The organism is Actinacidiphila sp. bgisy145 (genome assembly GCF_057708125.1).
Genome location: NZ_JBYIRL010000038.1, coordinates 1 through 12,489 on the forward strand (window position 1 = coordinate 1; position 12,489 = coordinate 12,489).

8 protein-coding genes are annotated in these 12,489 nt (G+C 75.5%); 3 read left to right on the forward strand and 5 right to left on the reverse strand.

Features of this window, described 5'->3' with window-relative positions:
• Positions 1-90: 90 nt before the first annotated feature.
• The 3 genes from AC3ERT_RS28535 to AC3ERT_RS28545 all read right to left on the reverse strand — a co-directional run bounded on the left by AC3ERT_RS28535 (position 91) and on the right by AC3ERT_RS28545 (position 7,046).
• Positions 91-3,531: a glycoside hydrolase family 3 C-terminal domain-containing protein gene (locus AC3ERT_RS28535; RefSeq protein WP_435177625.1), complete on the reverse strand. Its 3,441-nt coding sequence runs from the start codon at positions 3,529-3,531 to the stop codon at positions 91-93.
• Positions 3,532-4,050: 519 nt separating this feature from the next.
• Positions 4,051-5,472, reverse strand: a complete 1,422-nt coding sequence (locus AC3ERT_RS28540) for a cryptochrome/photolyase family protein (RefSeq protein ID WP_435177627.1) — start codon at positions 5,470-5,472, stop codon at positions 4,051-4,053.
• Entirely contained in the window at positions 5,469-7,046 is a 1,578-nt protein-coding gene (locus AC3ERT_RS28545) for an SDR family oxidoreductase (RefSeq protein ID WP_435177629.1), read from the reverse strand. Before AC3ERT_RS28545 ends, AC3ERT_RS28540 begins: the two co-directional genes overlap by 4 nt.
• A 240-nt stretch (positions 7,047-7,286) precedes the next feature.
• Here AC3ERT_RS28545 and AC3ERT_RS28550 point away from each other — a divergent pair, with 240 nt between their 5' ends.
• The 3 genes from AC3ERT_RS28550 to AC3ERT_RS28560 all read left to right on the forward strand — a co-directional run bounded on the left by AC3ERT_RS28550 (position 7,287) and on the right by AC3ERT_RS28560 (position 10,557).
• Positions 7,287-8,732, forward strand: a complete 1,446-nt coding sequence (locus AC3ERT_RS28550) for a chloride channel protein (protein WP_435177631.1) — start codon at positions 7,287-7,289, stop codon at positions 8,730-8,732.
• Between the two features lie 76 nt (positions 8,733-8,808).
• A complete protein-coding gene (locus AC3ERT_RS28555) occupies positions 8,809-9,771 on the forward strand; it encodes an SDR family NAD(P)-dependent oxidoreductase (RefSeq protein ID WP_335976584.1) in 963 nt (320 codons plus the stop codon).
• A gap of 138 nt (positions 9,772-9,909) precedes the next feature.
• Positions 9,910-10,557, forward strand: a complete 648-nt coding sequence (locus AC3ERT_RS28560) for a PhzF family phenazine biosynthesis protein (protein ID WP_435135824.1) — start codon at positions 9,910-9,912, stop codon at positions 10,555-10,557.
• A 59-nt stretch (positions 10,558-10,616) separates the two neighbouring features.
• On the opposite strand, the gene AC3ERT_RS28565 is transcribed toward AC3ERT_RS28560, so the two are convergent.
• A complete protein-coding gene (locus tag AC3ERT_RS28565) occupies positions 10,617-11,657 on the reverse strand; it encodes an NAD(P)-dependent alcohol dehydrogenase (protein WP_335976578.1) in 1,041 nt (346 codons plus the stop codon).
• Between the two features lie 36 nt (positions 11,658-11,693).
• Positions 11,694-12,482, reverse strand: a complete 789-nt coding sequence (locus tag AC3ERT_RS28570) for an SDR family NAD(P)-dependent oxidoreductase (protein ID WP_335976926.1) — start codon at positions 12,480-12,482, stop codon at positions 11,694-11,696.
• Positions 12,483-12,489 lie beyond the last annotated feature (7 nt).

The following is a 12,489-nucleotide window of genomic DNA, read 5'->3' on the forward strand; positions in this document are numbered from 1 at the left end:
CCGCACGTCCGCCGCCGCTCGTCCACCGCGGCCCGCGGCCGGCGGGACGCCGACCGCGCCGTCATCGGCATCGGAGCAGGGCGAGCGCGCTCACTGCGTGACGGACCACACGAAGGTGGCCGAACCGGACGCTCCTCTCGGGTCCTTGGCCGTCACGGTCACCGTGTAGGTCCCGGTGGCGGTACCCGAGCCGGAGACGGTGCCGTTCGACGCGATACCGATGCCGGGCGGCAGCCCGGTCGCGGTGAAGGTGAGCGGCTGCGTGGTGTCGGAGTCGGCCGCCTGCACGGTGAACGACGCCGCCCTGCCCTTCGGGCTGCTGTAGCCGTGCGGATTGACCACGCCGACCGTCTCGGCGCCCGCCACCCCCGAGTTCGCGGTGACGTTCGCGCTGACGGCCGTGTTGGCAGGCGACACGCCGGCCGCCGAGGCACCGGCGGCGACCTGCCCGGTCAGGGTGTGCGCCAGGCCGGTCGAGCCGGACAGCGGCAGGCTGGCGGAGGAGTCCCCGACCCTGATCGCGTACGTGCCCGCGGCCGCCTCCCACTGGTTGTCCGCCGCCGACCAGGACGCCAGGTCGTGGACGGTGAGCGGGAAGGCGACCGTGGCGCTCTGCCCCGGGTCCAGCGACACCCGCTGGAAGCCCGCCAGTTGCTCCGGCGGGTCCTGGCTGGCGGCCGGGTCGCCGACGTACAACTGCGCCACGTCCGCGCCCGCCACCGACCCGGTGTTGGTGATCTTCGCGGTCACCGTGGCCCTGCCGTCGGCGTCGAAGGCCCCCACGCTCAGGTCGGAGAAGGAGAACTTCGTGTACGACAGCCCGAAGCCGAACGGGAAGGCGGGCGTGATGTTCTGCGACTGATACCAGCGGTAGCCGATGTCCACGCCCTCGCTGTAGACCGGCCCGGTCGGGGTGCCCGGCCACTGCGCGGTGGTCTGCGCCGGGACCTGGCTCAGGCTGCTGGGGAAGGTGACCGGCAGCTTGCCCGACGGGTCGGCGGCGCCGAAGATCAGCGCGGCCGTGGCGGCGCCGGTCTCCCCTCCGCCGTACCAGTTCTCGAACACGCCGGCGACCTTGTCCAGCCACGGCATGACCACCGGCGAACCGCTGTTGACCACCACGACGGTGTTCGGGTTCGCCGCGGCCACATCGTTGATCATCGTCTCGTCCGTACTGGACAGGTCGAGCGTGGACAGGTCGCTCTCCTCGCCCTCCGGGGCGCTGACGTAGACGATCGCGTCGGTGGCGGCTTTGGCCGCGTCGACCGCCTGCTGGATGTCGGCGGTCCCGTTGTCGTCACCGGCGGTGTAGGTGACCTTGACGTTCGGGCCCACCGCGTCCTGCACGCCGGTCAGCGGCCAGACGGTGTTGGCACTGGTGACCCCGCCGCTGCCGCCGCCGGCGAGTTCGACCGCGGCGCCGCCGTCGGTGCCGATGACCGCGACGGACCCTGTCATGTCCGGGTTCAGCGGCAGCAGCCCGTTGTTCTTCAGCAGCACGGTGCCCTCCTCACCGAGCTTCAGCGCGGTCTGCTGGTGCGCCTGCGTGGTGACGGTGGCGGAGAGCGACCCGGACGGCGGGTTGTCGAACAGGCCGAAGGCGAACATCTGGGTCAGGATGCGGGCCACCACGGCGTTCACGGTCGCCTGCTTCAGCGTCCCGGCGGTGAGCGCGGCGGAGACGTCGCTCGCGTCGGAGAACGGCATCGCCACGTCCATGCCGCCCTGGGCGTCCGCGACGGCGTTGCCCGCGGCCCCCCAGTCGGAGACGACGAAGCCGCCGTAGTCCGCCTGCTGGTCGAGCCCGCGCAGGAGCATCTGCGCGCTCGCGCACGAAGGCGCGCCGTTGACCACGGCGTACGAGCACATCATCGAGCCCGGCGCGGACTGCTCGGCGGCGGCCTGGAAGGGCGCCAGGTACAGCTCCTCGAGCGCCTTCTGACTGACCGTCTCGTTGTTCCCGCCGTTGGGGTACTGCTCCTGGTCGTAGGCGGCGGCGTGTTTGACCTCGGCCATCACCCCCTGGCTCTGGAGCCCCTCGACCTCCGCCGAGGTGACCTGGCCGGCCAGGTACGGGTCCTCGCCGTAGGTCTCGTAGGTCCGGCCCCAGCGCGGGTCGCGCACCAGGTTCGTCGTCGGGCCGAGCGCGACGTTCGCGCCCTTACCGGCGAACTCCGCGCCCTTGGCCGCGCCCTCCTGCTGGATCAGCGCCGGGTCCCAGGTCGCGGCGGCGTTCTCACCGTCGGGGAAGGCCGTCACACCGCCGTTGCCGTCACCGACCCCGGACGGGCCGTCCTCCAGGTTCAGCGCCGGGATGCACAGGTCCGGGATGCCCCCGACCTGGCCGATGTACGACGAACTGCCGTCTCCGGACAGCAGCGTGACCTCCTCGGAGCGGTTCATGGTGTCCAGCACCTGCTGCACCCGCTGGGCGACCGGCGCGGTGGAGCCCACCCACGGGCAGGTCCCGTTGCCGCCGTCGCCGTTGCCGCCGGTGACCGGCGGGGTCGTGGTCAGGCCGTAGACCTCGAACTCGAAGATCGAGTCACCGAACTGGGTGCCGCGAGCCGTCGCGTAGACCCGGATGTAGCGGGAGGTGGTGGAGAACGCCAGCGCGTCGGTGCCGCCGTCCCCGGTCGTCGTGGAGTACACCGGCGTCCAGTCGGTGCCGTTGCCGGAGACCTGGACCTGGTACGCGGTGGCGTACGCGGCTTCCCACAGCAGGTCCGCGCCGCAGATCTGCTGGGCGGAGCCGAGGTCGACCTCCAGCCACTGCGGGTCGGCGGCGGCGCTGGACCACCGGGTGCCGGGATTGCCGTCGGTGGCGCCCGTCGCCGGGTAGGCGGTCGCGTCCTGCGTCGAGGAGGCGGTGGTCGGCTGGTCCAGGGCGAGGTCGTCGGTGCCGCAGTACGTGGTGGGGGCGGTCCCTCCGGTGCCGCCGCTGCCTCCGCCGCCGCCCTGGGTGAAGGTCATGGCGTGGAAGTTCCAGCCGTTGGTGTCCTGGTCGACGGTGAGCGTCTGCCGGCCGGCCGGCAGGGTGACGTCGACGGTGACCGTGGTCCACGTCTCGTAGCCGCCGGTGTTGGGGGCGGCGACCTTGCCGGTCAGGTCGGCGCCGGAGGAGTCGGCGACGTGCAGCGCGTCGGTGATCCCGTACGGCGAGGCCAGCCGGAAGCCGATCGTGTAGTTACCGGCGGCGGCCGCGTCGACGGTGTACGTGAACCACTGGCCCGGCGTGGTCCAGCCCATGTCGTACGCGCCGCCGGGCGCGCTGGTGCCCTGCCCGTCCGCGGTGGCCTCCAGGTCCACCCCGTCGGCGCGGTAGCCGTTGGCGCTGCCGTTCGTGGAGAGCACGTGGTAGGCGACGCCCTCGCCGCCGGTGTCGTAGTTCGCGGCCTCGACCGTGCCCGGGACGGCCGCCGGTGTGCCGCCGAAGGCACCGCCGCCGGCCGCCTGGGCCGAGGTGAGCGCCCCGGCGCCGGCCAGTGACAGGCCGAGCAGGGCCATCACCAGGACCAGCGTGCGGGCCATCGGGCCGCCGCGCGAGCGCCGTTGCTGCGAAGGCCGTTGGTGCGACGGCTGTAGGCGTGGGGGCTGCCGGCGGGGGGACCGTAGGCGCGGAAGCGGCCGGCGACGCGGCGGTCTCGACCTGCCGCGCTCGGGTTCCGGCGGCCGCGGCCGCGCGAGCGGGAGGAGCCTCATGGCGTTCCCTTCGGTTGCGTGTTCCGCTTCGGCGGTGCCATGCCACTCGGCCGGCCGGCGGGGGCCCGGTGGGCGGCCCGGGGCGTGCCGCGGCGGTGTGCGGGGACGTGGAGGACGGCCCGGTGCGCGGTACGCCCGTTCCGTCAGCCGGCAACCGTGGAGTGGGGGTTCCGAGGCGGGTGGGGGAGAGTGCGGAGAGCGCTCTCCAAGATGCGGGCAAGGCTTCCGCCGCGTCAAGCGTCTGCGACGGACCAACGGGGTCGATCACGGCGGTGGGGCGCCGGGCGCCGACGGGCGCCGGCCCCCGGGGCGGCCCGGGGCCGGCCGACGCCATGGGTCCGACGGGGCCTACTCCAGGCCCCGCCCCCGCCGGAAGCGGGCCAGCCCGTCGGCGAGTTCCACCACCGGCTCCGGATACTCCCCGCACCCGGCGCGCTCCCGCGGGGACAGCTTCCACGGCTCGTGCACCGCCGCACCCGCCACCCCGGCCAACTCCGGTACCCAGCGCCGCACATAGCCGCCGTCCGGGTCGTAGCGCCGGGCCTGGAGCAGCGGGTTGAGCACGCGGTTGGGGCGCGAGTCGGTGCCGGTGCCGGCCACCCACTGCCAGTTGAGCTGGTTGTTCGCCACGTCGCCGTCGACCAGCAGCTCCAGGAAGTGCCGTGCCCCGATCCGCCAGTCCACGTAGAGCGTCTTGGTGAGGAAGCTCGCCGCCAGCAGCCGCCCCCGGTTGTGCATCCAGCCCTCGGCCCGCAGCTGCCGCATCGCCGCGTCCACCACCGGGTAGCCGGTCCGGCCCTGCCGCCATGCCTCGGTGTCGGCCTCCGCCGCCGCCCCCGTACGCCAACGGTCCTGCCGGGTACGGTAGTCGGCCGCCGCCACCGCCGGATTCGCCGCCAGCACCTGGTGGTGGAAGTCGCGCCAGCACACTTGCCGGACGAACGCCTCCGCGCCCGGCCCGCCCTTCGCCCGCGCCCGCCGCACCGCCTCCACCGGCGACAGCGTGCCGAAGTGCAGGTGCGGCGAGAGCCGCGACGTCGCGTCTCCCGCCAAATCGTCGTGGCGGTCCTCGTACGCCTCGACGCCGTGCCGCAGCCAGCTGCCCAGCAGCCGCCGGGCCACCGCCTCGCCGCCCGCGGCCAGTTCGGGCGACACCCCGCCGACCGCCGAGCGCGGCTCGATCCGCGCCGACCGCACCGCCGCCGGCACCCGTACCGCGCGCGGCGCCGGCAGCGGAACGCGCAGCCCCTCCTGCTGCCAGCGCCGGAAGTACGGCGTGAACACCGCGAAGTGCGACGAGCCGTTCGGGACGACCCGGCCCGGCGGCACCGCCGTGACCACCGCGTCATGGACGTGCAGCCGCCGCCCGTCCGCGGCCAGCGCGCGCCGCAGCCGCTCCTCGCGGCGCTGCGCGAAGGCGCTGCACCCGGCCGCCACATGGACGTCGGCGGCGTCCGCCTCCCGCGCCACCGCGCACACCTGCGCGACCGTCCCGCCCTCGCGCAGCACCAGCCGCCCGCCGCGCTCGCGCAGCCCCTGGTCCAGCGCGGCCAGGCAATCCGCGAGGAACGCCAGCCGGTTGGGCGCGGCGAACCCGGCGGCCGCCACCGCCGGGTCGCGCACGAACAGCGGCACCACCTCGGCCGCGCCGGCCAGCGCGGCGCGCAGCGGCGGGTGGTCGTGCAGCCGCAGGTCCGAGGTGAACAGCACGACCGCGCGGGAGGTGCCGTCCGCGGAGCCGGCGGGCCGGGAGGCGCGGGCCGGGCTCATACGGCAGGCCCCTTCCCCGACGGCCGGGACCCGGGACCCTCCGGCGTACCACGGTCCCCGTCCGGCGTACGGCCCTCGTCCGGCGCCTGCTCCGCACGTTCCGCCGCCCGCGCGATGTTGCGGGCCATGCCGCCGAAGACGGCCGTGTGGAAAGGGGAGATGGACCACCAGTAGAGGTGCCCGAACAGGCCGTGCGGCTGGAAGACGGCCCGCTGCCGGTAGCGGGTGCGGCCGTCCGGCCCGGTCCCGGCCCGCATCTCCAGCCACGCCGGGCCCGGCAGCCGCATCTCGGCGCGCAGCCGCAGCAGCTTCCCCCGTTCGATCTCCTCCACCCGCCAGAAGTCCAACGAGTCCCCGACCCGCAGCCGTTGCGCGTCCCGCCGCCCGCGCCGCAGCCCGACCCCGCCCACCAGCCGGTCCAGCCGGCCGCGCACCGCCCACGCCAACGGGAAGGAGTACCAGCCGTGTTCGCCGCCGATCCCCTCGATCACCCGCCACAGCCGGTCCGGCGAGGCGGCCACCGGGGCCTCGCGGACGTCGGTGTAGAGGCTGCCGCCGGCCCAGTCCGGGTCGGTCGGCAGCGGGTCGCTCGGCGCGCCCGGCACCGACGCCGACGACCAGCGCGTGGTCACCTCGGCGTCCCGCACCCGTTGCAGCGCCAGCCGCAGCGCGGTGTCCACGTCGAGCGGCGCGCCCGGCGGATCGGGCACGTAGGCGGCGATGTCGTGCTCGCGGCAGACCACTTCGTGCCGCAGCGACTCCGCGAGCGGCCGCGCCACCCCCGCCGGGACCGGGGTCACCAGCCCCACCCAGCGGCTGGACAGCTTCGGCGTCAGCACCGGCACCGGCACGATCACCCGCCGCGGCAGCCCGGCCGCCGCCGCGTACCGCCGCATCATCTCCCGGTACGTCACCACGCCGGTGCCGCCGATGTCGAAGGTCCGGTTCACGTCCGCCGGGATGGCCGCGGCGCCCACCAGGTAGCGCAGCACGTCCCGCACCGCGATCGGCTGCATCCGGGTGCGCACCCAACTCGGCGTCACCATCGCCGGCAGCCGCTCGGTGAGGTAGCGCAGCATCTCGAACGACGCCGAACCCGACCCCAGGATCACCGCCGCCCGCAGCACCGCGGTCGGCACGCCCGACGACAGCAGGATCTCGCCGACCTCGGTCCGCGAGCGCAGGTGCGGCGAGAGCCGCCCCACCGGCACGCCGGGTGGGGTCAGCCCGCCCAGGTAGACGATGCGCCGCACCCCCGCCGCGCGGGCCTGCTCGGCGAAGATCCGCGCGGCCGTACGGTCGGTGTACTCGAACCCGGCGCCCGTACCCAGCGCGTGCACCAGGTAGTACGCCACCTCGACGTCTGCCAGGGCCGCGCGCACCGCCGCCGGGTCCAGCACGTCCCCGGCCGCGACCTCGACCCGGTCCGCCCACGGGTAGTCGCGCAGCTTCACCGGGGTGCGGGCCAGGCAGCGCACCGCGTAGCCGGCGTCGAGGAGTTGGGGCACGAGCCGGCCACCGATGTACCCGGTCGCCCCGGTCACCAGGCAGCGCGCTCCGGCGTGAGCTGTCATCGGCCCACCGTAGCGGACGCAGCGCACCGAATCGGTTACCGTGCGTGTGCGGTGTGCGGTGTGACGGTCGTCGCGCGGGCGGAAGATCGGCGCGGGCGGGCCGGCGCAGTGCGGCATTCGGACGCGTGCGCCGCTCCCGCGGGTGAACCGGCAGGTGTCGGCCGAAGGGTACGGCGGCGCGCGGTGCTTGGCTCGGCGGGTCGGAGCACGCGCGTGCGGTCGGGGTCGAGGCGGTGGGTCATGGCGGGCGGGGCAGCCGGGGCGGAAGGCGCGGCGGGGACGGCGGAAGGTGCGGCGGGCGACGCGGACACGCTGCTGCGCAGCCGCAGCTACCTGGTCCTGCTGGCGTTCGCGGTGCTGCTGGGCGTACCGGTCTCGGCGGCGGCGTTCGGCTTCCTCGCGCTGGTCGGGAAGCTCGAACCGCTGCTCTACCACGACCTGCCCCGCGGCCTGGGGTTCGACGGGACACCGCCGTGGTGGCCGGTGCCGCTGCTCGCGGTCGGCGGGCTGCTGACCGCACTGTGCGTGCGGTACCTGCCCGGCCGCGGCGGCCATGAGCCCACCGACGGGTTCTCCGCCGCCGGCACCCCGGCGCTGACCGCGCTGCCGGGCATCCTGCTGGCCGCGCTCGCCACCCTGGCGTTCGGCGCGGTGCTCGGCCCGGAGGCGCCGCTGCTCGCGCTCGGGGGCGGGCTGGCCGCCGGGTCGGTCCGGCTGCTGCGCCCGGGGCTGCCCGCGCGCGTCTACGCCGTGGTCGGCGCCACCGGCAGCTTCGCGGCGGTCAGTTCACTGCTCGGCTCCCCGCTGCTGGGGGCGTTCCTGCTGATGGAGGCGGCCGGGCTGGGCGGGCCGATGCTGGGCCCGGTGCTGGTGCCGGGGCTGCTGGCGTCGGGCATCGGCGCGCTGATCTTCGTCGGCATCGGGTCCTGGACGGGCCTGGGGACGTACTCCCTGAAGCTGCCTGACGTGCCGAAGGCGGCCGACCCGACCGCGGCCCAGTTCGGCTGGGCGCTGCTGATCGGGCTGGCCGCGGCCCTGCTCGCGGCCGCGATCCGGTGGCTGGCACGGCGCTCGCGCGACCGGGTCGAGGTGCGCCGGCTGCCGCTGACGGTGCTGCTCGGCCTGCTCGTCGCGGGCCTGGCGGTCGCCTACGCGCAGGGCTCGGACAAGCCCGCCACCGACGTGCTGTACTCCGGGCAGAGCGCCATGGGCCCGCTGCTGTCCGGCGCGGCCGGCTATTCCGTCGGCACCCTCTTCCTGCTCCTGGCGTGCAAGGGCCTCGCGTACGCCGCGTCGCTGAGCGCCTTCCGGGGCGGCCCGATCTTCCCGTCCCTGTACGTCGGCGCCGCCGGCGGGGTGCTGATGTCGCACCTGCCCGGGCTGCCGCTGGTCGCCGCGTTCGCCACCGGCATGGGCGCGATGAGCGTCGCGGTGCTCAGGCTGCCGCTCACCTCGGTGCTGCTGGCCACGCTCCTGATCGGCCGGGACGGGCTGACCGTGATGCCGCTGGTGATCCTGGCGGTCGTGGTGTCGTACGTGGCGACGGCCGCCCTGTCCCGGCCGGCGCGGCCGCAGGGCCCGCAGGCCGCGCACGGCCCGCAGGCTCCGCCCGCTCCGACCGCCCCGCCGCACCCGGAAGACCGCCCGCCGCACCCGCCGGGCTCCGCGCACCCGGCCGGCCCGTGAGCCGCGGGCCGAATCCCGCCGCCGCGCCGCGCGACCGCTTGCCTTCGAGCGCACTCCAGCTCCTAGCCTCGACCGCATGACCACACCACAGCAGCCCATCGCCTCCGGATTCGGCGCCGAGAGCACCGCGGCCGAGGTCCTGCGCGGCATCGACCTGACGGGGAAGCTCGCGGTCGTCACCGGCGGCTACTCCGGGCTCGGCCTGGAGACCACCCGCGCGCTGGCCGCGGCCGGCGCGCACGTCGTCGTGCCGGCCCGCCGCCCCGACACCGCGCGGGAGGCGCTGGCCGGGATCGACGGCGTGGAGCTGGACGAGCTGGACCTCGCCGACCTCGGAAGCGTCGAGAAGTTCGCCGAGCGGTTCCTCGCCACCGGCCGCGACATCCACCTCACCATCAACAGCGCCGCCGTCATGGCCTGCCCCGAGACCCGGGTGGGCCCGGGCTGGGAGGCGCAGTTCGCCACCAACCACCTCGGCCACCACGCGCTGGTCAACCGGTTGTGGCCGGCCATCGAGCGGGGCCGCGGCCGGGTCGTCTCGGTCTCCTCCGCCGGCCACCACTACTCCCCGATCCGCTGGGACGACCTCCACTTCGACCAGGGGCACTACGACAAGTGGGAGGCGTACGGGCAGGCCAAGACCGCCAACGCGCTCTTCGCCCGCCACCTCGACACCCTCGCCCGCGACCGCGGTGTGCGCGCCTTCTCGCTGCACCCGGGCGGCATCCTCACCCCGCTCCAGCGCCACCTGCCGCGGCAGGAGATGGTGGACCGCGGCTGGATCGACGCCGACGGCAACCCGCTGAACCCGGCCGGCTTCAAGACCCCCGAACAGGGCGCCGCCACCCAGGTGTTCGCCGCGACCTCGCCGCAACTCGACGGCAAGGGCGGGGTCTACCTGGAGGACTGCGACATCGCGGCCCCCGCGGTGCCCGGCGGCCCCCGCACCGGCGTCAAGGACTACGCGGCCGACCCCGAGCAGGCGGCCCGGCTGTGGGCCCTGTCGGCGGAGCTGACCGGGGTCGACGCGCTGGGCTGACGAAGCGTCACTTAACGTCTGGTGTAGGTTGCTTGCGCGGCCGGACCGAACCGTCGCGACTCCGGTGCGGTCCGGTCCCCGGCTGCCCGGAAACCGCCTGCCCGGCCCCGGTCCGGCAGGGGCTGGTTGAATGCTCCCGTGCCCGCCACCCGTCCCGGTATCGACGTCCTGAGCGTCCTGTGCGGCCCCGACCGCCGCCACGGCAGCGAGGTCGCGGTCGTACGCGACGGGCGGCCGTATCCCGACCGGCACGCGCGGCAGGAGCTGGCGGCCCGGCTCGGCTGCCCGCACACCGTCTTCGTGGACGACCCGGAACGCGGCGCCGTCGAGGTGCACCGGCCCGGACAGGGCGTGGCGGCCGACCCGCACGCGCTGATCGGCGCGGCGTGGCTGCTGGACCTGGAGATCCTGGAACTGCCCGCGCTCGGCGACGTGTTCGCCCGGCACGACGGGGAGTTCGGCTGGGTCACCGCGGCCGCGGAGTGGCCCGGGCCGTGGGAGCTGCGGCAGTACGCCGACCCGGCCCAGGTCCTCGGGCTGCCGGCGGACGGCAGCGCGGAGCGCGTCTACGCGTGGGCGTGGGCCGACGAGGCGGCCGGGCGGGTCGTCGGCGCCGAACTCGGTCCGGGCGCCGGGTCCACCGGCGCGGGCGCGCTGCTGCTCGCCCACGAACTGCAACGGGCCCTGAACGTCACGCAGGCGCCGGGCGCGCAGATCCTCTGCGCGCCCGGCGCCGACGGCACCATCGAGATCGGCGGCCGGGTGTTCCTGGCCGCCGCCCGGTAGCCGCCCACCGGCCAGTGGCCAGTCGGTGGCCGGGCGGCGGCTGCCGGGGACGTGGGCGGTCAGCCGTTGGGCAGGATGACCGCGCGCCCGTTGATCTGCCCGGCGTGCAGCCGCTCGTACGCCCGCGGCGCCTCGTCCAGCGAGAAGGTCTCGGTGTGCACGGAGACCTCGCCGGTGCGGGCCAGCGCAAGCACCTCCTGGAGCTCGCCGCGGCTGCCCCAGTACGGGGCGTACGCCGTCACCTCGAACGGCAGCGCGCCGAACCCGACCGGCAGCGTGCCGCCGGCGATCCCGACGACGGCCACCTCGGCCTCGATGCCGGCCACGGCCGCGGCCGTGCGCAGGGTGGGTTCGGCGCCGACGAAGTCGAAGACCGCCTGCGCGCCCAGCCCGCCGGTCAGCTCGCGGACCGCGGCGCCCGCCTTGTCGTCGGAGAGCACCGCCTCATGGGCGCCGACCTCGCGTGCCAGCCGCAGCTTGTCCTCGCTGACGTCCAGGGCGACGACCCGGGCCGGGCTCAGCGCCCGCAGCAGCTGGATCGCGGTGTGCCCGAGGCCGCCGGTGCCGATGACGACCGCGGTGGAGCCGGGCACCAGCTTGGGCAGCGCCCGCTTGATCGCGTGATAGGGCGTCAGGCCCGCGTCGGTCAGCGGCACCGCCGCCACCGGGTCGAGCCCGCCCAGCGGCACCAGGTGGCGCGGGTCGTCCACGAGCAGGTACTCGGCGATGGCGCCGGGCGCGCCGAGCCCGGGCGGGCGGATGCCCAGCTCGTCGGCGCGCAGGCAGTAGTTCTCCTTGCCCTCCGCGCACTTGGCGCACTGGCCGCAGCCCCAGGGGCCGTAGACCGCGACGGCGTCGCCCTCGCGGACCCCGGTCGCGCCCGCGCCGAGCGCGACCACGGTGCCGACGCCCTCGTGGCCGAGGGTGAGCGGCAGCTGGTACGGGAAGCCGTCGGCCGGCCAGCTCATCACGGCGATGTCGCTGTGGCACACGCCGGCGGCGGTGACCTTCAGGAGCACCTGGCCGGGGCCGGGCTCGGGGTCGGGAACGGTCACCACCTCGGGAGCGGCGCCGATGGTGCGGTACTGCAGGGCCTTCATGGGGGTTCTCCTCTCCAGCGGGACGGATCTCGCGGCTCAGACGGCGGTGTAGGCGCCGTCCACCAGGTGGTAGCTGCCGGTGACGAAGGAGGCGCGGTCGGAGAGCAGGAACCCGATCAGCTCGGCGACCTCCTCGGGCCGGCCCAGCCGACCGGCCGGGTGCAGGCCGACCAGCGCGGCCCGCGCCTGGTCGTCCATCGCCTGGAGCAGCGGCGTCTCGATGAAGCCGGGGCCCACGGAGTTGATCCGGATACCGCGCGCGGAGTACTCGGCCGCCGCGGACTTCGTCAGCCCGACCACGCCGTGCTTGGCGGCCACGTAGGCGGGCGAGCCGGCGAAGCCGACGGACCCGAGGATCGAGGCGACGTTGACGATGGCGCCGCCGCGGCCGGTGGCCTCGATGGCGGGCAGCTCGTGGCGCAGGCAGTAGAAGACGCCGTCGAGGTTGGTGCGGATCACCCGGTCGTACGCGGCGATGTCGTACGCGCCGGTGGGCGCGCTCGGGCCGCCGATCCCGGCGTTGTTCACGGCGAGGTCGAGGCCGCCGAAGGTCTCGGTGGCGAAGGCGACGGCCGCCGCCACGGAGTCCGGGACGGTCACGTCGAGGGTGGTGGCCGCGGCCGACAGCCCGTCGGCGGTCAGGGCCGCGGCGGCCCGCTCGGCGCCGGCGGTGTCGTAGTCGGCGATGACGACGTGGGCGCCGCCGGCGGCCAGCAGCCGGGCGGTGGCCAGGCCGATGCCGGAGGCGGCGCCGGTGACGAGGGCGGTGCGGCCGGCGAACTCGGTGGAGCCGGTGGCCGGGGTGGAGCTGGGGGTGTTGCTCATGGTGTTC

Coding starts and splice junctions, on each gene's coding strand:
- AC3ERT_RS28535 (WP_435177625.1), bottom strand. CDS start 3,531: ATGGCCCGCACGCTGGTCCTGGTGATGGCCCTGCTCGGCCTGTCACTG.
- AC3ERT_RS28540 (WP_435177627.1), bottom strand. CDS start 5,472: ATGAGCCCGGCCCGCGCCTCCCGGCCCGCCGGCTCCGCGGACGGCACC.
- AC3ERT_RS28545 (WP_435177629.1), bottom strand. CDS start 7,046: ATGACAGCTCACGCCGGAGCGCGCTGCCTGGTGACCGGGGCGACCGGG.
- AC3ERT_RS28550 (WP_435177631.1), top strand. CDS start 7,287: ATGGCGGGCGGGGCAGCCGGGGCGGAAGGCGCGGCGGGGACGGCGGAA.
- AC3ERT_RS28555 (WP_335976584.1), top strand. CDS start 8,809: ATGACCACACCACAGCAGCCCATCGCCTCCGGATTCGGCGCCGAGAGC.
- AC3ERT_RS28565 (WP_335976578.1), bottom strand. CDS start 11,657: ATGAAGGCCCTGCAGTACCGCACCATCGGCGCCGCTCCCGAGGTGGTG.
- AC3ERT_RS28570 (WP_335976926.1), bottom strand. CDS start 12,482: ATGAGCAACACCCCCAGCTCCACCCCGGCCACCGGCTCCACCGAGTTC.